This is a genomic window from Chryseobacterium aurantiacum, assembly GCF_003020585.1.
GTDB classification, from domain to species: domain Bacteria; phylum Bacteroidota; class Bacteroidia; order Flavobacteriales; family Weeksellaceae; genus Chryseobacterium; species Chryseobacterium aurantiacum.
In genome coordinates this window covers 1,079,483-1,105,365 of record NZ_PXUE01000002.1, presented here as the reverse complement: position 1 = coordinate 1,105,365, position 25,883 = coordinate 1,079,483, and the positions used below count along the sequence as shown (strand labels likewise).

Sequence of the window (25,883 nt, the reverse complement as noted above, 5' to 3'; positions counted from 1 at the left end):
AAAAAATAAAACAATGTCAGAATTAAAGAAAAGACTTTCCTCTATTCTTGAAAGTCCTAAACACAATACAGAAGAGAAACTTGAAAAAGTTTGCCATTTATTGGATCAGGAGATTTCTTATTTCAACTGGACCGGTTTCTATTTTAAAAATGGAGATAAGGATGAATTGATCCTTGGCCCTTACGTAGGAGCTCCAACTGATCATACCATTATTCCTTATGGAAAAGGGATCTGCGGGCAGGTTGCTGTTTCCAATGAAACATTTGTAGTGCCAGATGTACACGAAGAAAGCAATTACCTAAGCTGTTCAATTGATACAAAAGCAGAAATTGTAGTTCCCATCTTTAAGGATGGAAAAAACATCGGTCAGATTGATATTGATTCTCATACAGTAGATCCTTTTACCAATGAAGATCGTGAACTATTGGAATGGCTTTGTAACGAAGTTTCCAAGGTTTTATAATTGAAACTCAATAAGAATAAATAAACAGACTCCAGCTTTTTTAGTTGGAGTTTTTTATTGAATAATGTATTTATGATGGATTATTAGTAGTGATAACAAACATGATTAAAGGTTCATCACCTGTATTTTCAATAGAATGATAGCCTGTAGAGCTAATGGCTGTAATATCTCCTTTTTGAAGTGTTTTTTTACGAATAGGCCCCTGTGTTCCGGCTCTTTCACGATACTCTCCGGTTCCATGTACCACAACATACAATTCTTCCTCATTTCTTTCATTGTGAGTATGAAACCCAGATTCGTCGCCTTTGTTCAGTAAAACCATATAAGCAGCAAGACGATTATTGGCTAATTCTTTCTGATCGAACATCTGTATCATATGCACCGTTCCGTTTCCGCCATACATATTTTCACGTTTGTCAATGCGTGCGAAAGTTCGTTCTTCCTTTTCAAAAGCCATTACATAGAGATTGATGTATTTTGAAACTTCTTCTATAACATGATCAAATTCTATTCCTTCAGATAATATAACGGTACCAGACATAGGGGTTAAATGTTTAAGGTTTAATGTTGGGGTTAAAAAAATCAACTTTGCTGCATCAGATGAATTTCAGCAAGCAGTTCCCTGAAATAATTTTCACATTTTGCAATATGTGTTCCATACCAGGAAAATGCCTCACCATCTACAATCATAATCTTTTTATCAGGGTAAAAGGCTTGCAGCTCCTCAATATGTTTTTCTTTAAAAGGAAACGGTTCAGAAGAAAGCATGATCACATCAGCATCTGCCAGATCTTCAGTTTTGATTTCAGGATAACGGGTCTTGTCTTTAAAAATATTTTCAAAGCCGATTTCGGTTAAAATTCTATTGATAAACGTATCTGCACCAATGGTCATGTAAGGGTTTTTCCAAATAAGATAGGCTGCTTTTACAGGAGTTTCAAGTTTAGCCTGATGAAGAATTTCATAGATTTTAAGATTGAATACCTGTGCTCTCTCTTCCTTTCCTAAAAGCTTTCCAAGGTTTTTGAGAAGATAATAATTGTCCTCAATGGTTTCAACATTCGTTACCGTAACTTTGAAATCATCCATTAAAGCTTCCACTTGCTCCTTAATATTTTCCTCCTTATTGGCCAGAATCAAATCAGGTTGCAAGGCTTTTATCTTATCAATATTAATGTTTTTTGTTCCGCCAATTACAGCTACATTCTTTACCTTATCCTGAGGATGAATACAGAATTTTGTTCTGCCTACAATCTCATTTTCGGTCAGTCCTAAGTCAAATAATGCCTCCGTAATAGAGGGTACAAGTGAAACGATTTTCATATTGGCATTTTAGAAGATGCCTAAAATTACAAAAGTTTTCCGGTTAAGAAAAGTCCTGCTACCGTAAAATAAATGATAAGTCCCGTAACATCTACTAATGTTGCCACAAAAGGAGCAGAAGAAGTAGCTGGATCCAGATTTAATTTCTTTAAAACAAACGGAATCATGGAACCTGATAAAGTTCCCCACAATACAATGGCAATAAGAGAAACAGAAACACTTAATCCTACATAAACCCAATATTGGCCATAATCGAAGAGTCCTATTTGCTGCCAAAGCATAATTCTGATAAATCCGATGGTTCCCAAGATAAGACCCAGGCATATCCCTGAGATAATTTCCTTTCGCATCACATACCACCAGTCTTTCAACCCAATTTCCTGAAGAGCCATTGCACGAATAATCAGTGTTGCAGCCTGAGATCCCGAGTTTCCACCACTGGAAATAATTAGCGGTACAAATAAGGCAAGAACTACAGCTTTTTCAATTTCTTTATCGAAATATCCCATTGCTGAAGCAGTAAGCATTTCGGAAACAAATAAAATGATCAGCCATGTTGCTCTTTTTTTGATCATCTCCGTCCAGGAAGTTTGGATATAAGGAAGATCCAGGGCTTCCAATCCCCCGAATTTCTGAATATCCTCTGTATTCTGTTGCTCAATCTGGTCAAGAATGTCATCTATTGTTACAATTCCTACCAAAACACCAGCTTCCGTAATAATGGGAAGAGCACCACGGTCATATTTTTCAAAGTAGGTAACTGCATCCTCTTTTGAAGTCGTCGTCGTAATTGCTACAAAGTGATTGTCCGTAATGTCAGAGACCAAAGTATCCTCTTCTTCCAACAGTAGGGTTCCAATGGCAAGGTCATCAATCAGGCGGTTTCTTTCATCCACTACATACAGGTAGTTCATGGTTTCCACCCTTTTTCCTACCTTTTTGATTTGCTGAAGACATCTCTTTACAGTCCATTCCTTACGAATCTGGATATAATAGGGAGTCATCAGACGGGCAATAGAATCCGAATCATAACCTAGTAGTTTCAAGGCAATTCTTCTTTCCTGTGGATTAAGATGATTGATAGAATACTTGATCAGTTCATCCGGAAAATCTTCAAAAAGAGAAGTCCTGTCATCAGGAGTCATGGCATTCAGGATCTCAGAAACCTCGTCGCTTCCGATGCTTCTGATTGTATCTTCCTGAAAGTCCGGATCAAGATGGGAAAAAACCTCCGCTTTGTATTCTTTCGGAACCTTCAAAAACGCGAGCAGCCTCTCATCAGCTGGAAGGTTGCTGAGAGTTTCGGCGATGTCGGCAGGATTAAAGATAAGTTCTTCTCTAGAATTCAAAACGTCAAATTTTTAGGATATGCAAAAATAATTCAAATTTTTAAGACTGAGCCATAAACTGGGAAATTTAAGGATTAATTAAAGTTTAAAGTCATCAATTAAAGCAAAAAAACACCCGCCGAAGCAGATGTTCAAAAATTAAATTTAAAAATATCCTTTAGTCAAGAATAAGTGGTTCACATTCTATAATAGGAGAGGGAAGACAGAAGCCTCCCGTACAACATTCTCCCGGATTACACTGTGTGCTGTTTCTGCATTTTTTAATCTGAATACTTCCCTTAACCTCTTTCTGTTCTTTTCGGTTCAGCTTTTTGAAATTTGGATTTTTCATGGTGGTGAAGTTTAATAGTTAAATAAAAATTGTTATTTAGTCTTCCATGCAGGCATATTCCATGCAAATACCTCTGCAGCAGGCTCCATAAATGCATTCATAATGTTCGGTACACCTTCTTGGGCCGCTACCTTTAATCTGTTTTGTCTCTTCTCTACTGAGTTTCTTTAAATTTTTCATACAATTTAGATTTTAATGCATTACTAAAATAATAAATATTTTCATATTATTCATTAATTGGTGAAAATAATTAATTGATATTCAGTTTTTTATTTACTTTATAAAAAAAGACACCTGCTAAAAAACAGATGTCAGATGTATTTTTTTGTGTTTTATTCCAATGGACAAGGATATAAGACGCATACGTTACGGCAACATGATCCGCCCGGACATTCGAAATGTTCAAAGCATCGCTTGATAACTCCACTACCTTTAATTTCTTTCTGTTCTTGTCTGCTGATTTTTTTAAGATTTGGATTTTTCATGTGATTTAGATTTTAATGTTGAACTAAAATAGTAAATATTTTTTAATTATTCAATATTTGGTGAAAATATTTAATTGAAAATCAATAGTTTGTAATGGTTTTTCTTTTCGAACCATTATATGTAGAAAGAGTAATTGTGGATAGAACTAATAACTGACAGACTTGTCGACGGAAAAAATAGTAGAAAAGCAATCCTCAGTGAATCATTGAGAAATGATTTGTGAAATAAAATTGATCATTCACAAATTGCCTTATAATAGAAAAGAAAATGAAAAATTAAATCCTGAAGTTACAGCTCGTTTTCTGTAGGCTTCAGTTTTCGGAGCTTTTTTATAATCCCCTTTATGGCTCCTTCGGTCCCTATTTTTACAGAGTTTACTGTAGACCCCAATAAACGCATGTTTTTGCGGTAGGTATCATGATCGGTTTCAGTCACAAGGTTTCCGTCTGCACCAAAAAGCTTCATGCTTACCACCACCTGATTAGAGAATACATACTTTCCAAAGCCTACCTTGAAATATCTGACCTTAGAAACAATGGCAAAGTCTGCGTCATTATTTATGCAATAATCCATGATGGTTTTTTTATCAATGCTGTCAAAAGGAATCTGAACTTCGGCACGAAGCATTTTATTTCTTCTTCCACTGAAATTGTCGGAAACGGCATCGAAGAATGCATTGTTGGTAGGTTCCTTTATTTCATCAAGATCAGGCTCTACCTCGGGATTGAAGTATAGAACTCTCTTTATTTTATCGTCAGCATTTTTCTGTGCTTTTACAGATGTAAAGCCAACTAATAAAAAAGTAGTAACTGCTGTAAAGAATATAATTTTTTTCATTTGTAATTCGAATGCAAAATTACTGCCTTTTCCTTGGATTGCATAAAATTTATTAAGAAATTTTTAACATTTTTTTCTATCAATTTTGATTTATGAAATCAATAATGTTTGTGGAATCAAAAAATAGTTGTAATTTTGCACCCGTTACATAATAATCATTAAACAATATTGGAATGTACTTAACAACAGACAAAAAGCAGGAAATTTTCGCACAACACGGGAAATCTGCACAAGACACAGGAAGCGCAGAAGGACAAATCGCTCTTTTCACTTTCAGAATTAATCACTTATCTCAGCACTTAAAGGCTAACCGTCATGATTTCAACACAGAGAGATCTCTTGTGAAATTGGTAGGTAAGAGAAAAAGTTTACTAGATTACCTTAAAAAGAAAGATATCGCAAGATATAGAGCTATTATTGCTGCACTAGGTTTAAGAAAATAATCTATAAAGATTTTCAAAATAAAAGCAACTTCGAAAGAGGTTGCTTTTTTTGTATGTGACAAATTTAAATTAGAGTTTGTTTTTAGGACTTTTAATAGAACTTATTCAGTCTTTTTTCCAATCTTTCCCAAATGGGTATTCTGAAAACTATCAGGATATTTCAATCCATAGCCTAATACTCTATCAAAAGCGGAATGGGAGAATAAAATAGCCCCAATCACTTGTAAATAGGGTAGAGATAAAGCTGTTCCGATGAGGTAAGCAACAATAGCTACTCCAAAGTGGTGAAAAAGGTTGTAGCAAAATGCACCTACCTTATTGTTAATGGTGTATCCCAGCATGGAAATATCGGGAGCAAAGAAAAGCCCTGCAAACCACCACCATGAATATTCTGTTTGGACAAAAGCAAATATTCCTAATAATAGAAATGCTGCATATTCAAGTTTTAGTTGGATTTTCATTGATTTAGGGGTAAGAGATTTTATAAATAAGTAGTTTTTTTCAAGGAGAAGTTACATTGCTGTCTCATAAAAAAGAAAGCGGAATACCTAGAGATATCCCGCTTCTGTATAATTGATGTAATTATTTTAATGTCCTGACTTAGATTCAGTGCTTTCTACATGTCCAAGATATTTGGTACAATAGGCCCCGAAAATTAGAATGACCAAGTAACAGAATACAGGAATGATAAATGAATGCTGTACTCCAAACTGATCGGCAAGATATCCCTGGAAAATAGGAACAATAGCACCTCCCAAAATGGCCATTACTACTAATGATGATCCTTGGCTTGTATATTTTCCTAATCCTGAAATTGCCAGCGTATAGATATTGGAGAACATGATAGAGTTGAATATTCCGATTCCCAAGATGCTGTACATGGCCATCTCACCGTGATTTACCATTGCAGAAATTAACAATACAACGTTGATGGCTGCAAAAATAGATAATGTTCTTGCGGGAGCTGCTTTACCAATGAAGAAAGCAATAAAATTAAGTACAATAAATACAAGGAAGAAGCTGATCTGAGCAAAGTTAAGATTTACAATGCTGAATATCACAAGAAATACAGCACCGGCTGCTCCAAGCATATAAATGGCCTTTTTTCCCTGGCTTAATGATTGATTTAGAGAAATGGCCCCAAGAAAACGCCCAATCATTGCACCTCCCCAATAAAGAGAAAGATAATTTTTACTGATAATTTCATCGAATCCCATAATTTGAGGCTGTTCAAGAAAGCTGATAATAAAGCTTCCTACGGCAACTTCTCCACCTACGTAGCAGAACATTGCGAAAACTCCAAATTTCAGATGACTATATTCTAAGGCTCCCCAGCCTTTTACAATTTCTTCTTCTCCCGTTTGGAATGATGGAAGTTTCACTCTTGAAATTAAAAGGGCAACCAATAAAAGGATTCCTGCAAAGATCAGATAAGGGATTCTTGTTGCCACTGCACTGAATGATCCATCCGGAGCGGAAAAGAACTCAAAAATTAAGTGGCCTCCCAATACCGGAGCAATCGTTGTTCCGAATGCATTGAATGCTTGGGTCATGTTTAAACGGCTGGATGCAGATTCTTCACTTCCCAATAAGGAAACATAAGCGTTGGCTGTAATTTGTAGCACTGTAAAACCGAGTCCAAGAATAAACAAAGCTCCTAAAAATAGTGGGTAATAGGAGAATGTGGCTGCCGGATAAAATAGGATGCAGCCGAATGCCGCCAGAAAAATTCCAAATAAGATTCCCTTTTTATAACCTAGTTTATTGATGGGGTCTCCTTTGGAAATAGAAATCATAAAATAGATCAATGAACCGATAAAATACGCTCCGAAGAAACAGAACTGTACCAGCATAGATTCGAAAAAGGAAAGCTTGAAAAGTTGTTTCAGATAGGGAATCAAAATGTCATTCATACATGTGATGAATCCCCACATAAAAAACAGCAGGGTGATGGTAATCAATGGAACCGTGTAATTCCTGCTTTGTAGTTGTACTTCTTTATTATTCATAAACATTTATTTATCTGTGGTAAGGAGAGTATATCCTTATCTTTTTTGCCTACAGCATTCTATTTTTGAAGTAGGGCAAATATAGGTATCAGCCCCTATTTTTGCAATTATTTTAGCAATTTTTATAATGATATGTATATCTTTTGTTTGATGAAAATATTATTTCCATTTTTTGAGACAATAATACAAAAACAACAGGATTTTTCAATGCAATATCTTCAAAAAAACACATTTTTATTTTCACAAATAATGAATAACTTCAGAATACCAATGAAAATTTTTGAATCTTTCATCTACTGATAGCCAATTTTTTGTATTTTAAGAGCCTATTAATGCAATCGAAAAATTTAATATTTCATTATTATATAGTACCTTTGCACACGAAATTTAAAGAGTTTAAATATTAATTCATACTCAATACGGAGTATTAAGAAGACAAATTTATGAGTATACCTCAAGCGTTTACAGAGCTGATTACTCTTGCCGATGGCAGAGAAATCACTATTGAAACAGGGAAATTGGCTAAGCAGGCTGATGGATCTGTGGTAGTAAAAATGGGCGGAACAATGCTTTTAGCAACTGTTGTAGCCAATAAAGAAGCCAACCCAGGTGTAGATTTTTTACCATTAACAGTAGATTATAGAGAAAAATTCTACGCAGGTGGAAGAATCCCTGGAAACTTCTTCCGTAGAGAAGCAAGACCTTCTGATCAGGAGATTTTAACAATGCGTTTAGTAGACAGAGTACTACGTCCGCTTTTCCCTGAAGATTTCCATGCGGAAGTACAGGTGATGATTTCGTTAATTTCTTATGACGGAAAGACTATTCCTGATGATTTAGCAGGTTTGGCAGCGTCTGCAGCTATTGCTATTACTGACATTCCTTTCAATGGGCCAATGTCTGAGGTAAGAGTAGTAAGATTTGACGGAAAACTTTCTATTAACCCAAGCTACGAAGAATTGAAGAGTTCTGAGCTAGATATTATGGTTGGAGCTACAAAAGACTCAATCGTAATGGTAGAAGGGGAGATGAAGGAAATTTCTGAGCAGGAAATGTTAGAGGCTATTAATTTTGGTCATGCTGAAATTAAAAAGCAAATTGAAGCTCAGGAGAGATTAGCTGAAAAAGTAGGAAAAGCTTTCCCTAAGAGAGAATACTCTCACGAAAATCACGATGAAGAAATTCGTGAAAAAGTATGGAAAGAAACTTATGATAAAGTATATGAAGTAGCAAGAACTCCATCCGGTAAAGAGGAGAGAGGAGAAAAATTCAAAGCGGTTCGTGAAGAATTCCTTGCTCAGTATGCAGAAGATGCAGAAGAATTGGAAAGAGTAACTCCTTTCGTAAAAGTATATTATCATGATGTAGAGAAAGAAGCTATGCGTCAGATGATCTTGGAAGACAATATCCGTCTTGATGGTCGTGATCCTCAAACGATCCGTCCAATCTGGTCAGAAATTGATTACCTTCCGGGAGCTCACGGTTCTGCAGTGTTTACAAGAGGTGAAACTCAGTCTTTAACAGCGGTAACTTTAGGTTCTGTTAAGGATGCTAACATGGTAGACAGTGTAATTACTCAACACGACGAAAAATTCTTTTTACATTATAACTTCCCTCCATTCTCAACTGGTGAAGCAAGACCTTTAAGAGGAACTTCAAGAAGAGAAGTAGGACACGGTAACCTTGCTCAGAGAGCATTACAGGCAGTTATTCCTGAAGAAAATCCATATACAATCAGAATTGTTTCTGATATCTTGGAATCAAACGGTTCCTCTTCAATGGCAACAGTTTGTGCGGGAACACTTGCACTAATGGATGCCGGAGTAAAGATTACAAAACCTGTTTCCGGTATTGCAATGGGATTAATCACAGATGCAAAGTCTGGTAAATTCACAGTACTTTCTGATATCTTAGGAGATGAAGATCACCTTGGAGATATGGACTTTAAAGTAACAGGTACTGCAGACGGTATTACAGCTTGTCAGATGGATATCAAAATCCAGGGACTTTCTATGGATATCATGGAAAAAGCTTTGATGCAGGCTAGAGACGGAAGATTACACATCTTAAATAAAATCACAGAAACTATTTCTGAGCCAAGAGCTGATGTGAAGCCTCACGCTCCGAAAATGGTAGTAATGGAGATCTCTAAAGACTTCATTGGTGCTGTAATTGGGCCTGGAGGAAAAATCATTCAGCAAATGCAGAAAGATACGGATACGGTTATTGCCATTGAAGAAATTGGTGAAATCGGACGTATTGAGATTGCAGGAACAGACAGAGAGAAAATCAACGCTGCTGTTGCTAAGATCAATGAAATTACTTTCGTACCAGTTGTAGGTGAAGTATACAATGGTAAAGTAGTAAAAGTAATGGACTTTGGTGCTTTCGTTGCTATTGCTAAAGGAACAGAAGGGCTTCTTCACATTTCAGAAATTGAATGGGCTCGTTTAGACAAAGTTCCTTATGCTGAAGGGGATGAAGTAGAAGTTAAATTTATGGGTTATGATGATCGTAAGAAAATGAAGCTTTCCCGTAAAGTTCTTTTACCAAGACCTCCAAGACCTGAAAGACCAGAAGGACAAGGAAGACCAGAGGGACAAGGAAGACCAGAGGGGCAAAGAAGACCTGAGGGACAAAGAAGACCAGAAGGACAGAAACCACAGGATGAAAGACCTGTAGAAAACCAAGAACCTTCTTCAGAAGCATAAGATTTATTCTTAGATATAAAAAATCCCTCAATTTTGAGGGATTTTTGTTTTTATTACTCTTATGCAAACCTGTAATGAAAATTAGCTTCCCACTCTTTGTTTAAGATCCTCAGCACCTCCTGTTTTTCTTGGCTGTCCATTTTTAGAAGAACCGAAGTTGTAGGTATAGGAAAGTGTCACTACTCGAGTATCTCTTTTTACAGCGAAGTTTTCAATATAATTATTGTAAAGACTTTGCCCATTGATATTGCTTGTAAAGAACATGTCGGTAAAAGAAAGCTTTAGGACACTGTTATTTTTGAATTTCTTTTGTGCTCCAATGTTCAGGTACCAGTTTGAACTTATATCCAGATAAGCGTAGACCTCTCTTGCCTTGTAATTTCCGGTAAGCTCAGCGGTGTAGCCATTTCCAAGCTTAAAGGAATTGATGCTGTTAATATTAAAAGTAAAGTTCCCTTTATTGTTGATCTGTGTTCCGGAAACATTTCCAGTGTATGATCCGTAATAAAAATTAGCGCTGTTATTCATATCCCACCATTTGGTTACCTTTACAGGAGCAATCAGGTATAATCCAAGATATGAAGCTGTGTTCAGGTTTTCAAAGGTCTGTACTGTTACATTCTGGCCAGCATCTACAATAGGTTTAATGATGTCTGTGATATTGTCTGATGTTTTACTATAGCTTAAAGTTGCAAAATATTTATTACTCAAACTGTAGGTCAGCTCATAGTTCATTGTTGTCTGTGGATTCAGGTCCGGATTTCCGGCTCTCATGGTGGTAGGATCAAGATAAAGCTTAAAAGGATTCAGCTGGTTGTAGCTAGGTCTGGTAATTCTTCTGCTTAAGTTTATTTCCAGATTGCTTTTTTCTGTTACATCATAGGATAATACTGCACTAGGGAATAACTGAGTGTAATTTCTTTTATTAACCTGATTGGTCGTAATCTGAGTGCCTTTTACATTCGTGTTTTCCACTCTTAAACCTGCTGTAGCCTTAAATTTATCCCATTTTTTGGAGACATTTCCATACAATGCATTGATGTTTTCCTCATAGATAAAATGATTCGTCTTGTTAGGATCCGGAACCAAAATTCCAGAGTTGACATTGAAAAATTTCAGGTCATTATCTGTTTTCACAAAGCTGGTTTTAATTCCGCTTTCCAGTTTCCAGTCGTTCTTGAAGTTCTTGGTAAGGTCAGATTTTAATGAATAAATATTGAGTTTTCCATTCATGTCTCCTTTCATAATGTCAAGCTGATCCTGAGCAGGAGTTATGATATGCGTTCTCGTTTCAAAATTTTGCAAAGAAGAATTCGAATAGTTGATATAGTCAAAGTCAGTAGAGATCTCTGAGCCTAAAGAATCAAGAGTGTACTTATGATTCAGGTTTACAGAAACATTGGTCCATTGATCATTGGAGATGTTTTGAGTATTAAAGTAACTTTCAGGAGTATAGGCACTGCCAAGAGTTGTATTTGAATTATCTCCATTGAGTCCGAATTTATTAGAGACTAATCCTACCGAAAAACCCAATACATTTTTATCATTCAGATAATAATCCATTCCAGCCTTTGCAATATGATTGTTAAACTTGAATTTCAGATAATTATCCTGTATATAGGCCTTTTCAAAATTATTGTTCACATAGAAATTCCGATCCAGAACCAATCCGTTGTAAGCTTCCCTGTAAGCAAAGCTGTAATTGGCGAAAATATTGATCTTCTTATTCCTGTGATTAATGCTGAAGCTGTTGTTGTTCTTCACATACTTCCCGGTGCCTAAAGAGGTGGAAATACTTCCGTTTGTGCCTTTTCTCTGTTCTTTCTTAAGTTTGATATTAATGATGGAAGATCCCGCTGCATCATACTTTGATGATGGATTAGTGATAAACTCTATTTTATCAATGGTAGATGATGGCATTCCCTTGAGATAATTGGCAAGATCACTTCCCGTCATTGGAGTATTTTTACCATCAATCTGGATCAGGAGATTTCCCTTTCCGCGCAGGCTGATGTTATCATTGTTATCAATAGTAATTCCCGGTGCCTTTTCCAATACTTCAAAGGCCGAATTTCCCGTACTGGCAATGCTGTTTTCAACATTCATAATCATTTTGCCATCCTGTCTCTCAATCATCGGTCTGGCCTTCGTGATGGTGACCCCTTCAATTGATTTTACATTCAGATCAATAGAGGGTAGGGCTATATTTTCGATCAATGTAATATTGTCCGAATGATATATTTCAGAACCATTTCTGTTGATTTTTAAACGATAAGCGCCCCCTTTGATATCATTGAAACCAAATTTCCCTTGGGAATCAGCAATTTCTGTTTTAATTAATTTATTATCAGCATCCAAAAGGATAATCTCCATTTGTTCTGCCTTGTCGGATTTTATACTTCCGGACAATGAAAAACTTTGCGTAGTCTGGGCGGAAAGCAAGCTGGAGAACAGCATCAGAATCCAGACAAATAGGAGTGAAAATATTCTGGTCATAGCGTTTTATTTTTTAGGGTTAAGACAGTTTTCTGAAATTTTAATTAAAGCCGAATACATCACTTCAAGTTCATCCTTTGAGATTCCTTTCAAGGCAGTCTCACGGTTTTTTTCGACAATATTCTGAACCTCTTTGATGACCTTTTTTCCGGAATCCGTTACTTCCAGATTCGTTTTCCTGCGGTCGTCAGGGTGAATATGTCTTGTGATATACTCAGATTTTACCATTAAATCAATAATCCTTGTCACAGATGCATTGTCCTTAAAAACAAGATCACCAATTTCATTCTGGGTAATTCCCGGGTTTTCCAGAATCGCTTTGATGATAAGCCACTGATCAATGGTAATGGTAAAACCATGTGCCTTCAGCTGGCGTTGAGCATAGTTTCTATAGGCTCTGATTGCTTTGTCTATGTTATAGAATATGATTGAATTTAATTTTTCCATACTTTCAGATTAAAAAATGACTTATCAATTATTGATATGTCAATTAATTTGTTGATGACATTTTTCTTTTGTTACAACCTGCTGAAAATATTTTTATTAAAAATTAAAAGAATCGGTATTCGATACTCAATTTTCACAGTCTTAGAAATAGTTTATACTATGGCCAAATACTATTAAAGTTTTTTAAATAATTGATCGACCTGCTTTTTGGTCCCGTTGTCGGGTGATACCTTATAAAACTCTTGAAGCAAGTCTACAGAACTTGGTTTTTTGGGATATTGATTATTATTTAGGAAATTCTTTAATGCTTTATTCACCCTGTCTTCACCCATTAAATCGCTTAATTTTACCATCGCAACAGCGCCTTTAGAATAAGAAATGTGAGGGGAGTCTCCGGTAGATTTATAGATCGGAATATTCTCAGACAAGCCTTTTTCATTATCATAGATTTGTTGGTGCATCTTTATTCTTTCCCGCATTTTTTGACTTCCGTGCATTTTTTTGTAAAGCATCATTTCGGTATACATGGCCAGAGTTTCTGTAAGCATCACGGAACCTTTTCTCTCATCAGGATTAATCTGGCTATTTCCCCACCAGAGATGAGATAGCTCATGTCCCGCAAGTTCATTGATGACATCCTGCTTTTGATCTGCATGAATATTGGAGTGGAAAATCATGTCTTCCGGCATAAAAATAGCCGATGGATAGGCTGTAGCAGCAAAACCTCTGGTAAAAGAAGAAATTTCTGTAAAATTAATGGTTTTGAAAGGGTATTTTCCAAAATTCTGCTGACAGTAATCCAGCGTGAGCTTTGCATTTTCAAGAAGATGATCTACATTTTCAAAATGCTTTTTATGGTACAAAACATTGATTGCAACTCCTTTATAATGAATACTTTTTATCTTGTATTCTGCGGAAGAGACTGCAAAACGGAATGGAATATTTTTTGCCTCATACCGGAAATAATCCCGACCTGATTTTGTCCATTTTTTCACCAGATCTCCGGTTCCTATTGCAGTTTGGCCCTTTTCCGTAGAAATAGTCATCCTGAGATTAACGAAGTCATTTTTAAACACTTCAGGAGCTTCAGGATTTTCCAGTTCTGTCAGTTTTCCAAGGTTATATTCATTACGCGTATGTGGGTCCTGAACTTCGAAATTCTTTTGATAGCCAATGGTTGGGAAATATCTGCTGATTCTCATAAAGGAACCATTTTCTATAATGGCATTGAAAGATCGGTGACCATTTACCGCGTACCACCTGTAGGACATTTTAAAATTCAAATAAGCTGTATCGTGAGGTTGTAAAGTGTTCTTTAATGAAACTTCGGAGGTGTTTTCAGAGATCTTCGTAATTTCAGTTCCATACTTTAAAATAGCAGATTCTAGTTTTAAATCCTGATTAAAATTGATGAGAATTTTATCAATGGGCTGATTTGTTTGATTTCTAAGAGTATATTTTCCGATGATTTCATATGCATTTTTAGAGGGATAAAGTTGAATTTCTGTAATAACATCTGTGATTTCGGGCTGTGGCAGTTTTTCATACTTTCGGAAATTTCTTTCGTATTGAACGGAGCTTAGGATTTCTTCCTCTTCGCTTTCAGGGATATAACCTTTCATAAAATAGCTTCCTGCCACAATTCCTGAGCCCAGAAAAAGAATGCCCAACGTAGATGGAATTAGGGATAGCTTTTTATGTTTAGCAGCATTATTCAGCACCCATACCACAAAAATAAGACCTGCCCCAAACCATAATCTTTGTCCAAATGCTGTTTCATACATTCCATATCCGCTGAAATCACTGTAGTTTCCTTTAAAACCTGAAAATATCCTGAGCAGAGGGTAAGAAATCAGCTTGTCGGAAACGGGTCCGGTTAATACAAAAACAGCAAGAATAGAGATTCCCAGAGCAATAAATTTGTGAGGAATTCTGTCATTAATGAATAGGATTAATCCGGAAAATAAGATTAATGGAAAAGTGTTAAAGAGAAAAACGCCAAGATAGGCACTCCAATCGATATAAAAATACTGGTAAGTCGCCTGAAAGATAATTCCCTCTACAATTAAGATTCCTGTGAAAAAGAAAAGCAGAATACTTATGGAAAAGAAATGTCCCGTTAGTTTGTTCTTTGAAAAGAAAGTGCTGTTTTCAATCATAAAAAACCCTGACGAACGAGATCTCCAATACAGATCATTAAGAAAATAGGCAGCAATAATTAATCCGAGCAGATGAAAATTTTCAGAAATAGTAGTTGCCATTAGTCCTGAGCCAGCATATTTCTGAGGAAGACGAATTCCTTTTTCAATTTCAGCATACATTTCCATCCCAACAGAAAATACTAAGAGAATGGAAATTGCAGGAACGGTAGGACTTTTGAACAGGTAGATCAGGTCAACTTTTGCAAAGGACAGGATAGATTTCAGTGAGGCCATCTTTCCAAATTCAGTGGAGAGGATGGAATATTCTGATATTAAAACCTTGGATAAAGAATCTGTTTTTAAGTCCGCTTTTTTTATCTTTTGCCTTGCAATATTGGAAAAGGAAAATAGTCTTAAAGTAAGAAATAAAAAACCTCCTGATATGATTAAGCAAAAAATTCTGTTAATGAGTAAATAATCTACAAAAGGTACAATTTGTAGGTTTTTCTGTTGTGCTGTAAGCGTCCTTGCTTCCCAAAAATAAGAGGATAGCCCAAACGGATCTAATAATGCAGAAATCTGCTGTGTCTCTAAAGATTGAGGCATGCTTCCGGCCATAAATGGTGAGTTGGAGAATAGTAAAATGATCATGTAGAAAACGTATAATAATAGACCTCCGACCACAACCAATAACTTTTTTCTTATGGTAAAGGATATTAAAAAAAGTGAGCTACATACCACAAAAGAATTAACGAATCCAAAAACCAACAAAGGGTAGAGATAGTGAATTATATTGAATCCATTTTGTATCTCACTTCCTGTACGTAAGGTTTGACCTATAAGAAAGCCAGCCATTAGGAAGGAAAAACTTAAAAAAGTATGCAGAAAGTAAATGCAGAACTTTCCTTTCAAATATATTAGCTTCGAGACCGGAAAAGAAAACAGAATAGTATCAAATTTGGAATCCTGCTCTTTGAAAAGAATTTGTAATGCATAAATAGTGGCAAAAAATATAAGGGAAAGACTTAGCATTCCGGTCATAAATCCAATGGTGTAAGGAGAATTTAAATAGATTCCCTCTCCAACAGAAAGGTTGAACTGGCTGCCACAGAAAATGCCCATAAGGATCAGAATGATGGCAATAAGGTAAGTAAGCCAGTGCTTGGTATTGCGTCTGGCCTCAAAGGTAAATATGGCGTTCATGATTAAGGTTTTTGAGTTAGTGTGTAAAAGTAAAAGTGTTCCAGCAAAGGATTTACAGGCTTGAAATCATTAAGCAGTTCCTCAGAAAAAACAGTAATATGATGTTCTCTTTCTATCAATTGCCTGCTGATTATTTTATGAGGAGAATGGTAACTAGCAAGATCATTTTTATCTATAGATCTTGACCAGATTTTGTTTTCTAGTTCAGTCATTAATTTTCTGGGCTCTCCTTTTCTCAGAATTTGCCCATGATTCATAATGGCGATTTCTGAACAAAGATTTCTTACATCTTCCACCAAATGCGTGGAAAGGATCACTATAACCTCCTGACTGATATCGTTCAAAAGTGTATTGAAGCGGTTGCGCTCCTCAGGATCTAAGCCTGCAGTAGGTTCATCAACGATAATAATTTTAGGATCTCCCAGTAAAGCCTGAGCAACTCCAAAACGCTGCCTCATGCCTCCGGAAAAGGTATGAACTTCTTTGTTTTGAAAATCTAAAAGATTAACTTTTTCAAGTAGATTTTGGATCTGAATTTTACGTTGGGACTTGTCTGTAAGGCCTTTCAGAATTGCGATGTGTTCTAAAAGATCATAGGCAGAAACCTTTGGATATACCCCAAAATCCTGAGGCAAAAATCCTAGATGTTTTTTTATGAATGCTGGGTTTTTAAGAATGTCAACTTCATTGAAAAGAATACTTCCGGAGCTGGGTTTTTGTAACCCTACGATGGTTTTCATCAGGGATGATTTTCCGGCTCCATTGGGTCCCAATAACCCAAACATTCCATTTTTTATTTCTATGGAAATATTATTAATAGCTTGAAAACCATTTTTATACGTAAGGCTAATATTGTTTATAGATAAGGTATTCATAAGGTTGTGTTTGGATAATAGGCGGTGAGGCAATCCTTTTCTGGATTACAATTGATTGAGTGAAAATGTTTGAATTTGAAACTGGAAAGAGGCTAAGCTTTAGAATAGAAGTAGATGAGTCTAATATTCTCAAATACTTGTTATTCTTTATACTCCAGGATATCTCCCGGCTGACATTCCAGGATCTTACAGATGGCTTCCAGGGTATCAAAGCGTACCCCTTTGGCTTTTCCGGTTTTTAGGATAGAGAGGTTTACGGGAGTGATTCCCAGTTTTTCTGCCAATTCTTTACTCTGCATTTTTCGTTTGGCTAGCATGACATCTAAGTTGACTATAATTGGCATTTTAAATAAATAGGTCTTGTTCGTTTTGCAAATGTAGTCCTTGCTTAAAGATATTGGCAAGAAACAGACAGAAAATTCCAAGCATAAAGTGAATAAACACCAGGCCCCAGACAATACTTTCTACTTCCACAAAGAAACTCGCGATAATAACCAAGGGAAGAGGAATGAAAATATTATAAAGGTAAAATTTCTTAAGCTGCAGTATATTCTCTCTATTGAAAAGTGTGGATTGAAAAAATACTCTAAAGACTTTTGCTGAAAGCCAGAAAAAAATTCCATAAGAAATTAATACCAGCAGAAATGAAAATAATATATAGGGATAATTGTTCTCAATATTCAAAAAAGGCTGTTCTGTAAAAGGAAAATTGATGTGAAGAAACCGCCCTTCTTTGTAAGGAGTAATGGCAAAGCCTGTGATAAGGCACACAAGCGAATACAATACCATTATTAAATATCCGGCTGAAAGCAGTGAGCAGATATAAAATAAAATCTTGGAAATAACTTTGGTCTGGTTCATGTCACGATCATTAATTAGTATTGCAAATGTATAATTAATTATCGTAAAACAATAATTAATTTAAATGAAATTTTATTTTTAAAATTGAATACTATGAAATGATTATCTGAAAATAGTGTATTGATCATTGTTTTTTAATTAATTTTAAATCATAAAAATACAGCATCATGGGATATAATATTGAACTTGCAGACAGAGTAAGAGAATGGCTTTCTGCTATAGATAATATTGAGGTTGAAGAGAAGAAAATGTTTAGCGGGTTGGTATTTCTGGTGAATGGAAAAATGTGCATCAACATCAGTCATGATAATTTGATGTGCCGTTATAACCCGGAATTGGAGGATGAGGTTTCTGAGAAAAAAGGTTTTCTACCTATGATAATGAGAGGAAAGCAACTCAAAGACTATTGCTACGTAGAACCTTCCGGATTTCAGCAGCCCTCAGATTTTGAATATTGGATGAAAATTTGCCTTGAGTATAATCCTATTGCTAAGGCTTCAAAGAAGAAATAGGGCTGAGGGTTTTAGAGTATGAGAGTGGGTATCCACTGTCGTAGTTGCCCACTGTTCATTACTCATCATTTATTAATTTTCTTCATATAGATTTTTCCTTATTTCAATCAGAATTTTTGTCGTTTTTTCCAGATCAGGATAATCGGGAAGACTGGATGTTGGATAATGATATTCAATGGATTGTATAAGATGTTCTGCTTTCTGAATTACTGTTTCATAGGGCCAGTTTCCTGCTTTGATATCCAACAATTCATGTCGGTTTTCCACACGAACTTGTAGGAGACGGGTAGAAAATATATGATCACATGACTGTAATAATCGGATGGTGTGCATCATATTTTTACTGTCATAGTTCTGGCCGTGAGATTTGTTAACGTTGTAGCGATCTTCATTACGTTCCTCTACCCATTTCCAATATTCTTTGTAATCTTTGCAGTACGTAGAGTAGGCATCTAGATTACAGAATAGATAAGCTTCCGGGCTTTCATCCTTGGGAACAGAGGATACAGAAACCTGATTCGCTTCCTCATGTTGTAGAATTCCTTTATATCCTAATGTTTGTGAATCGTCATAAAACAAGGCAAACATACCTTTTGTATGATCAATAGCTATTAATCCGCATTTGTCCTGAATTTTCCCATTTTCCGAAAGCCATTTTTTCAAGGGAACAGAACCCTGACCGTCCAGAATAAAACAAAAATCAAGAATTGATTTTCTTTCCTTATCAATTGGGTTTAAGATTTTTTTGTTAAGCCCTTTAGCCTTTTTAATCTGTGAAATAGCATATCCTGCAAAAGTATCCTTGCATAATTTGGATAGAAAGTCTTCCATTTTCAATAAGTCCATTAACGGATGTTTATCAAGAATACAATCCTCAGGACTTGCCAATACTTCCAGGATATTTGGATTATTTTTCTGTAAAAGTTCTACAAACCTCCCGATTTCATAATACGTGATATCATTCGTCTCATTAGAAACCTGTGGAATGTAATTCAGTCCAAAGAAGTTTTCCTTGGGTAAGTAATATACCCCACGGATATCTGTATCAGAATTCTCTGTTGCCAACCCAAAAGCGCGGCTTCCGGAGATGGTTTCGAAGAGGATGAGGTTTTTGTCTTTGAGGTCTTGGATGGTCATTTTAGAATCCATATTTTTCTTCACGTTTTTTGAATGCTTCTTTTCCTCCCTCGACAATTTGAGTAATATGCTCTCTAATTCCCATAGATTTTAATAAATCTTTTTCGTCTTGATTCTCGGAAATAGGATTTACATCTTCTAATGCACCGTTTATGTAATCAAATAAATATGGACTTCCTAATTCATCATCATCGCTTTGTCCTCTTTGATTTGCAATAATTATATTTTCTGCATCTGCATTTACTACTATATTTGCATTATGAGTTACTAAAATTATTTGTCGTTCTTTTTTCTTTTCTTTTAAATATTCAATAAGTTCATTAGTAACAGAGCGATTATCCAAATTATCTTCTGGTTGGTCAATTAATATTGGACCTTTAATTTCACTTAACTTTATCATTACTTTTAATAAAACCAAGCTTGCTTTTCCTGTAGACATTTTATGGATTGTATCATTTTTATAAGTTATGTCCCAGTGGTCAAAGAAATGTTTTTGTTCTAAAATCTTAATTATTGCATCTTGTTTTGAAATATTATTCTTTAATCTATAGTTTCCATTCTCAATATTTTCAAAAACTGTGTTTAAATCTTTTAAATATTGATCAAAATCATATTCTATTAAAGCGTTATTTTCTTCATTAAGAATTCCATATCCAGAATAAGATTTTGTGTTTCCGTGACTAAAATCTATAATTATTTCACGATATTTTGGGAAGTTGAAATATATTTTACCTTCAATTTTTAATTCAGGATCCTCTTCTTTAATTTTATCTATGCGAGAAACAAAATCTACCAACAAATTATCATACAATTTTCTATTACTTTTAATGTCTTCAAAAATTTTCATTTTTCTATCATTTGCAGTTTTTGTTATGTTTTCCGTTTCCTTTTCAATTTGCTCAATTTCAGCTATTTTAATTTTTTCTTCAGAAATTGTTTTTTGATAGTTAATAATCAAGTTTTGGTTTTCAAATAAACTATTTAATGGAGCTAATTTTGTGTTTAACTCATTTAATCTTTTATTTATAATACTCAATTTTGAATTGAAAATATTATTATCTAATATTTGAAAATTTTCATTTTCATCTTTTATAATTAGCTTTTTTATGTTTTCATTTTCAGCAATTGCATCATCAATAAAATTGAGTTTCTCAGCATAGTCATTTTTTATATCTTCTAATTCAAGATTTTCTATTAATAATGTTTTCTTTGCTTTTAATTCATTAAGTGCATAATTAGTTGATTCATAAAAAATATTTATTTTCTCTAAATCCCCCAATAACGAATTTTTGATTTTCTCTAATTCTGAATATTCATTTGTTAAGCTATTGTATTCTATTGTTTGTTCGGGCGTTAAATCTTTTTTAGTTTCTGCAACTTTTGACTCTAAAGCTTCGATACTTTTTATAACAGACTCTTTATCTCCTTTGTGTTGTAACTCCTCTTTTTTCTTTCTTAATTCTTCTTGATAAATAAAATATTGAGAAATATCATTTTTTCTTATTTCGTCATTTTGTCCTAATTTTTCTACAAAATCTTCGTAAATTTTATTATATTTTGGATCTTCTCTGAGTAGATTTCTTATATATTTTTTTAATTCATTTGAATTCCTTAAACTCTTATCAACTAAATCTGATAAGTGGTTTTGAGGAATGTATTTTATACTTCCTAAAATGCTGTTCTTTCCATTTTCCCTTTTTATGCTTTGGCTTATACCTAAATAGTTTTCGACTGTAAAATCAAATTCAGGATCATCAATACTTAAATCATATAAATCTTTTTCCTTATTATCATTTGCGTCTTTATATTTTAGAACAGAATCATTTTGATTTTCGTAAAGTGTTTTAGCAATATTGTATAGTAATATTGACTTACCAGAAGATTTTCCTCCTATGATTACATTTAAATTTTTATTAAAATAGATAGGGGTAGTTGTGAATTTATTATCAGACGGAGCAAATATTATTTTGTCAATCATTAAACTATCCAGCTTTTCTAATTCAGGTTTTTCCTTTTGAATTTTAACTCTTTCAATTGGCTCATATATTATTTGTTTGAGACCCTCAAAAGTTGGGTGTGCTTTTATCCAAGTAAATTTATTTGAAATATCCTCTTTAGAATGTGCATCACTACAATTTATAATAGCCTTATTTTTATCAATGATAAAAGTATCTTTTCCTAGAGTATATTCTCTATTACTATTAAAATATTCTTTAGAACTGTTATTACCTAATATAAAATTTGATAACTCATCAAACTTTTTTTCTTGAGAAATGTTCCTGGGTTTATTATCAACTTTAAATCCTCCGTAACCAGTGTATGGTACACATACAATAAAATCCTCAATTATTTTAAAATCTGTTTTTAATTGATTTAAAATTGTTTCAAAATCAATTGAGACAGAATCAATGCCTAATTGTAAGATATCAGCTTCTCTGCAATATTTATTAGTGTGATTATGTAGTTTCACATTACCTATGCTATTCAATATATTTCGTATTCCGAGTTTAGGATTGAATAAGATGTGAAAATTTATATGGTCTCCTTTTGTGTTTTTGTCACTAGCCCTAAACTCAAAATTTGGAATTACATAACATTTATCATCAAGTCCTTTAACAACCTCATTATATTCAGCTTCTGTAATATAAAAATAATTAGTTAGACCAATAACATCTATATTTTTATTAATAATTTCTTTACAAAAATCTTCAATTGATAAGTCTTTATACCTATTAGATGTTGAATGTGTTTTTGGACTATGAATATGTAAATCCCATTTTCTCCATTCTGAACCTCTGTTAATTGTCATAATTTTTAGTTTTTTCTAATATATTAATTTCTATTTAATTAAGCGGTCTCCCCCAACAGACAAATATATCCTCAATCCATAAAAAAAGACTACGGCTTCCCGTAATCCTTAACATTTCTCCAATATTTCCTTAAAAACTCTCTCCATCTCACCTTTATCCGCTTTTCCTCCTGATAAACTCTTTGATTTTTCCTCATTTTCAGCGATTGTTTTTTCAAGAAAAACAAACAGTTCCCAATCATTCGGATGGTAGTAAGATTCTCCTTTTGTAGCTTTTAATACTATAAGGTTTTCTATTTTTGCTCTGGTTTCATCATCCACCAATATAAGCAAATCACTGAATAATACCGGTGGGACACTTCCTTTTTCTATGATCCATTTCCCTGTTAATGTAGTTCTCAGACAATAAAAATAGCTTTTTAGCTTTATTTCGTCAGCTCTGCAGGCTTCCAGATATTTTTTGCTCATGCTTAAATAGTGATAGGAAACTGCGATCGGAGAAAAACAGGCATCTGCCAAAGGCCTGAATAATTCCATAAACCTTTTGTCTTCCGTATAAATGATAGGAGAGTAAAACCAGCTCAATAAAGCAGCATTTGATTTTAAGAGAAGATGAAAAGTCTTCCGAAGATCCCATCCGGAACCATCCAGATCATCCTCTGTCATAAATTCTATGGTTTCATCTTTATCCCAAGGCGAAAGGTACCAGTCTTTTTCATGGCAATATATAAATCGTATGTCATAATCACTGTCTGGAGAGGCAAAGCCCCACGCCCTGCTCCCTGATTCAACGGCCAGAAGAACTTTTACGCCCTTACTAGCCTCAACTTCTTTTATCTTTTCTATTATTTTTGGTGTCATTTTTTTCAATTTTATATTGCAAAATAAATGGTGATGTGCGCAATCTTATTACGCAATAATTTTTTTGTGAAGAGTTTAAGGTTGAATATTTCGTTCATCTTAATAATCTGAAATTTGATATCTGGCACGTTGACTCTTGACTCTCACTTCTTGGCTCTTAGCCCTCATTTCACTAATATTGCACTTTCTCTATTTAACATAACTATTATTACAACCATGTTGACAACTGAACTACAGCATACAATTGATTTTAAAACAAAACCTTTAGGAGCATTAGGATATCTGGAACACCTTGCCTACAAAATTGGGATGGTTCAAAAGACAACCTCCCCTCAGTTATTACAACCTCATATGGTGGTCTTTGCCGCTGATCATGGCATTGCAACAACAGGAGTAAGTGCTTATCCACAAGAAGTTACCTATCAAATGGTGATGAACTTTCTGGGTGGTGGTGCAGCCATTAATGTTTTTTGCAGACAAAATGGAATTGAAATTAAAATAGTTGACGCCGGAGTCAATTTTGATTTTCCCACGGGATTGAATTTAATAGATCAGAAAGTCAGAAAATCCAGCCGTAACATTTTGGAAGAACCTGCAATGACCGTAGAGGAGTATCAAAAAGCACTTAAAAACGGAGTTTCAGTAGTTACAGAAATTGCAAAAACAGGTTGTAATATCATTGGCTTTGGAGAAATGGGAATTGGAAATACTTCAGCTTCATCATTGATGATGAGTAAGTTGTTTAATTTATCCCTTGTTAGCTGTATCGGACGTGGAACAGGACTGAATGATGATCAGTTACAGAATAAAATCAATATTTTGTCAACGGCCATCGAAAAATATTCCAATATTATAACGCCTGATGAGATTGCTCAAACCTTTGGCGGATTGGAAATTGCCCAAATGATTGGGGCTATGGAAGAGGCTTTCCATCAAAATATGTTGATTATGGTGGATGGGTTTATCGCTACAGTTGCCATTGCCACAGCATGGAAAAAGAATCCTGAAATTCTGAACAATTGTATATTCTGCCATGTAAGTGATGAAAATGCACATCTTCAGCTTCTTGAATTAATGGGACAAAAAGCCTTGCTGAACCTTAATCTGCGTTTGGGAGAAGGAACCGGCTGTGCCTTGGCGTATCCCATTATCCAGAGTGCGGTTAATTTCCTGAATGAAATGTCTAGTTTTGAGGATGCTCATGTTTCAAATAAAGAATAAATGAAGACTATAAAAAATGAACTCATCTACTTTGCAACAGCATTGATGTTCTTCACAAGAATTCCGGTCCCGTTTACCATTCCGTATTCCGGGAAGATTATGAACAAATCCCAAAAATACTTTGCCTGGATCGGACTATTGGTAGGATTGATTAATGCTATTGTTCTGTATTTGTCTTTTCAGCTTTTTAACCTTGAAATAGGAATTATCCTGATGATGATCAGTAGTGTTTTGCTCACGGGAGCATTTCATGAGGATGGTTTTACCGATGTGTGCGACAGCTTTGGAGGAGGATATGGAAAGGAAAAGATCCTTACTATCATGAAAGACAGTAGAGTAGGAGCGTATGGAGCAGTAGGCATTATTTTGCTATTTGCCCTGAAATTCTTTAGTATTCAGGCTTTGGGAGTAGTTGATTTATTTAAAACTTTAGCGATTATCATTTTGGCCCACGCCTCAAGTCGTTTTATTGCGGGAACCATGATTTATACCCACCAATATGTTACAGATATTGATGTAAGCAAATCAAAACCTCTGGCCAATAAACCTTTGAATGGAATATCTTTGCTGGTAGGGTTCATTAGTGTTTTGGTCTCTTTTGCCCTGATTCCGGACTGGCGTTTGATTTTGGCCTTTGCACTTGCATATTTGGGCAAGATCTGTATGGGATGGTATTTTAAAAAACATATCGGTGGCTATACCGGAGACTGTCTGGGCTCTGTACAACAGGTTTGTGAGGTTTTATTTTATCTTGGAACAATGATCGTATGGAAATTCATCTAATCCGGCATACAGCTGTAGAAAATCCGGAAAATTTGTGTTACGGATTTGCAGAGATATCTTTAAAAAAAGACTATTCTGAAGATTTTAAACAATTGAATCTGGATAAGGATTTTGATCTGGTGATTTCAAGCCCTGCCCAGCGCTGTTGCCTTTTGGCTGATTATTTTAAGTTTGATTATAAAACTGATGAAAGGCTTCGGGAAATGAATTTCGGAAATTGGGAACTCGTGAAATGGACTGATATTCCTGAGGAAGAAATTAATCAGTGGTATAAAGATTTCATTAGCGTAAAGGCCCCGGGAGGAGAAAACCTCCTTGAAATGCAGGCTCGTGTGCTTAGCTTCTGGAATGAATTATTGACAGAAGAAAATGCGGATAAAGTTTTGATTATTGCTCATGCAGGAGTCATACGTCTGATACTTCAAACCGTTTTACAATTTCCTCTCGAGAATATGTTCAGCATTCAGATGGGTTATGGAAAAAGAACCATTGTGAAAATTGAAAAAGGGTTGTTTTCAATTAAAAGTGTAAATGTATAGATCGTATTTTAAGGATCTATTAAAATAAAAAAACCGCTAAAAATAG

Annotated in this window: 25 protein-coding genes; 7 read left to right on the top strand and 18 right to left on the bottom strand. The window is 34.9% G+C overall.

What is annotated here, in order from left to right; all coding sequences use genetic code 11:
- Positions 1-13: 13 nt before the first annotated feature.
- The gene (locus C7D53_RS11320; RefSeq protein ID WP_106916577.1) at positions 14-463 is read left to right on the top strand and encodes a GAF domain-containing protein; all 450 of its coding nucleotides are present in this window, start codon (positions 14-16) and stop codon (positions 461-463) included.
- Positions 464-533: 70 nt separating this feature from the next.
- On the opposite strand, the gene C7D53_RS11315 is transcribed toward C7D53_RS11320, so the two are convergent.
- The 7 genes from C7D53_RS11315 to C7D53_RS11300 all read right to left on the bottom strand — a co-directional run bounded on the left by C7D53_RS11315 (position 534) and on the right by C7D53_RS11300 (position 4,789).
- A complete protein-coding gene (locus C7D53_RS11315; RefSeq protein ID WP_106916576.1) occupies positions 534-1,004 on the bottom strand; it encodes a cupin domain-containing protein in 471 nt (156 codons plus the stop codon).
- 41 nt (positions 1,005-1,045) lie between these two features.
- The gene (locus C7D53_RS11310; RefSeq protein WP_106916575.1) at positions 1,046-1,786 is read right to left on the bottom strand and encodes an ABC transporter substrate-binding protein; all 741 of its coding nucleotides are present in this window, start codon (positions 1,784-1,786) and stop codon (positions 1,046-1,048) included.
- A gap of 26 nt (positions 1,787-1,812) precedes the next feature.
- Complete coding sequence (gene mgtE / locus C7D53_RS11305; RefSeq protein WP_106916574.1) at positions 1,813-3,135, bottom strand: magnesium transporter; 1,323 nt, start codon at positions 3,133-3,135, stop codon at positions 1,813-1,815.
- Positions 3,136-3,292: 157 nt separating this feature from the next.
- Positions 3,293-3,466 carry a hypothetical protein gene (locus C7D53_RS20925; protein WP_162926153.1) on the bottom strand — a complete coding sequence of 58 codons (174 nt, stop codon included), beginning with the start codon at positions 3,464-3,466 and terminating at the stop codon, positions 3,293-3,295.
- 36 nt (positions 3,467-3,502) lie between these two features.
- Positions 3,503-3,646 carry a bacteriocin-like protein gene (locus C7D53_RS21290; RefSeq protein WP_442878623.1) on the bottom strand — a complete coding sequence of 48 codons (144 nt, stop codon included), beginning with the start codon at positions 3,644-3,646 and terminating at the stop codon, positions 3,503-3,505.
- 152 nt (positions 3,647-3,798) lie between these two features.
- Entirely contained in the window at positions 3,799-3,951 is a 153-nt protein-coding gene (locus tag C7D53_RS21285) for a bacteriocin-like protein (RefSeq protein WP_442878622.1), read from the bottom strand.
- Between the two features lie 289 nt (positions 3,952-4,240).
- Positions 4,241-4,789 carry a pyruvate decarboxylase gene (locus tag C7D53_RS11300; protein ID WP_106916573.1) on the bottom strand — a complete coding sequence of 183 codons (549 nt, stop codon included), beginning with the start codon at positions 4,787-4,789 and terminating at the stop codon, positions 4,241-4,243.
- 173 nt (positions 4,790-4,962) lie between these two features.
- On the opposite strand from C7D53_RS11300, the gene rpsO reads away from it, so the two are divergent.
- Complete coding sequence (gene rpsO / locus C7D53_RS11295; protein ID WP_045494446.1) at positions 4,963-5,232, top strand: 30S ribosomal protein S15; 270 nt, start codon at positions 4,963-4,965, stop codon at positions 5,230-5,232.
- A gap of 101 nt (positions 5,233-5,333) precedes the next feature.
- Here rpsO and C7D53_RS11290 read toward each other — a convergent pair whose 3' ends face one another.
- Together C7D53_RS11290 and C7D53_RS11285 are read right to left on the bottom strand one after the other, a co-directional pair.
- On the bottom strand, positions 5,334-5,693 hold the full coding sequence (locus tag C7D53_RS11290) for a DUF4260 domain-containing protein (RefSeq protein ID WP_106916572.1): 360 nt from the start codon (positions 5,691-5,693) through the stop codon (positions 5,334-5,336).
- A gap of 126 nt (positions 5,694-5,819) precedes the next feature.
- Entirely contained in the window at positions 5,820-7,241 is a 1,422-nt protein-coding gene (locus C7D53_RS11285) for a sugar MFS transporter (RefSeq protein WP_228422292.1), read from the bottom strand.
- A gap of 443 nt (positions 7,242-7,684) precedes the next feature.
- Here C7D53_RS11285 and C7D53_RS11280 point away from each other — a divergent pair, with 443 nt between their 5' ends.
- Complete coding sequence (locus tag C7D53_RS11280) at positions 7,685-9,952, top strand: polyribonucleotide nucleotidyltransferase (RefSeq protein ID WP_106916570.1); 2,268 nt, start codon at positions 7,685-7,687, stop codon at positions 9,950-9,952.
- Positions 9,953-10,033: 81 nt separating this feature from the next.
- Here the strand turns inward: C7D53_RS11280 and C7D53_RS11275 are convergent, their stop codons facing one another.
- From C7D53_RS11275 to C7D53_RS11250, 6 genes are all read right to left on the bottom strand, one after another.
- Positions 10,034-12,448, bottom strand: a complete 2,415-nt coding sequence (locus tag C7D53_RS11275; protein ID WP_106916569.1) for an outer membrane beta-barrel family protein — start codon at positions 12,446-12,448, stop codon at positions 10,034-10,036.
- 6 nt (positions 12,449-12,454) lie between these two features.
- The gene (locus C7D53_RS11270; RefSeq protein ID WP_106916568.1) at positions 12,455-12,895 is read right to left on the bottom strand and encodes a MarR family winged helix-turn-helix transcriptional regulator; all 441 of its coding nucleotides are present in this window, start codon (positions 12,893-12,895) and stop codon (positions 12,455-12,457) included.
- A 173-nt stretch (positions 12,896-13,068) separates the two neighbouring features.
- On the bottom strand, positions 13,069-16,239 hold the full coding sequence (locus tag C7D53_RS11265; protein WP_106916567.1) for an ABC transporter permease/M1 family aminopeptidase: 3,171 nt from the start codon (positions 16,237-16,239) through the stop codon (positions 13,069-13,071).
- Between the two features lie 2 nt (positions 16,240-16,241).
- The gene (locus C7D53_RS11260) at positions 16,242-17,114 is read right to left on the bottom strand and encodes an ABC transporter ATP-binding protein (RefSeq protein ID WP_106916566.1); all 873 of its coding nucleotides are present in this window, start codon (positions 17,112-17,114) and stop codon (positions 16,242-16,244) included.
- 140 nt (positions 17,115-17,254) lie between these two features.
- Complete coding sequence (locus C7D53_RS11255; protein WP_045494476.1) at positions 17,255-17,458, bottom strand: helix-turn-helix domain-containing protein; 204 nt, start codon at positions 17,456-17,458, stop codon at positions 17,255-17,257.
- 1 nt (position 17,459) lies between these two features.
- A complete protein-coding gene (locus tag C7D53_RS11250; protein ID WP_106916565.1) occupies positions 17,460-17,975 on the bottom strand; it encodes a DUF2975 domain-containing protein in 516 nt (171 codons plus the stop codon).
- Between the two features lie 167 nt (positions 17,976-18,142).
- Between C7D53_RS11250 and C7D53_RS11245 the strand changes: the two genes are divergently transcribed.
- Positions 18,143-18,487 (top strand): TfoX/Sxy family protein, encoded by a 345-nt coding sequence (locus C7D53_RS11245; protein WP_106916564.1) that lies wholly within the window; start codon positions 18,143-18,145, stop codon positions 18,485-18,487.
- 72 nt (positions 18,488-18,559) lie between these two features.
- On the opposite strand, the gene C7D53_RS11240 is transcribed toward C7D53_RS11245, so the two are convergent.
- The 3 genes from C7D53_RS11240 to C7D53_RS11230 form a co-directional block, all read right to left on the bottom strand.
- Positions 18,560-19,624 (bottom strand): nucleotidyltransferase domain-containing protein, encoded by a 1,065-nt coding sequence (locus tag C7D53_RS11240; RefSeq protein ID WP_106916747.1) that lies wholly within the window; start codon positions 19,622-19,624, stop codon positions 18,560-18,562.
- A gap of 1 nt (position 19,625) precedes the next feature.
- Entirely contained in the window at positions 19,626-22,433 is a 2,808-nt protein-coding gene (locus C7D53_RS11235; RefSeq protein WP_106916563.1) for a TrlF family AAA-like ATPase, read from the bottom strand.
- Between the two features lie 108 nt (positions 22,434-22,541).
- On the bottom strand, positions 22,542-23,294 hold the full coding sequence (locus tag C7D53_RS11230; RefSeq protein ID WP_106916562.1) for a nucleotidyltransferase domain-containing protein: 753 nt from the start codon (positions 23,292-23,294) through the stop codon (positions 22,542-22,544).
- A 114-nt stretch (positions 23,295-23,408) separates the two neighbouring features.
- Between C7D53_RS11230 and cobT the strand changes: the two genes are divergently transcribed.
- The 3 genes from cobT to cobC are packed head-to-tail and all read left to right on the top strand — an operon-like array spanning position 23,409 to position 25,837.
- The gene (gene cobT / locus C7D53_RS11225; protein ID WP_317047256.1) at positions 23,409-24,515 is read left to right on the top strand and encodes a nicotinate-nucleotide--dimethylbenzimidazole phosphoribosyltransferase; all 1,107 of its coding nucleotides are present in this window, start codon (positions 23,409-23,411) and stop codon (positions 24,513-24,515) included.
- Positions 24,516-25,298: an adenosylcobinamide-GDP ribazoletransferase gene (locus C7D53_RS11220; protein ID WP_106916561.1), complete on the top strand. Its 783-nt coding sequence runs from the start codon at positions 24,516-24,518 to the stop codon at positions 25,296-25,298.
- A complete protein-coding gene (gene cobC / locus C7D53_RS11215) occupies positions 25,283-25,837 on the top strand; it encodes an alpha-ribazole phosphatase family protein (protein WP_106916560.1) in 555 nt (184 codons plus the stop codon). Before C7D53_RS11220 ends, cobC begins: the two co-directional genes overlap by 16 nt.
- Positions 25,838-25,883 lie beyond the last annotated feature (46 nt).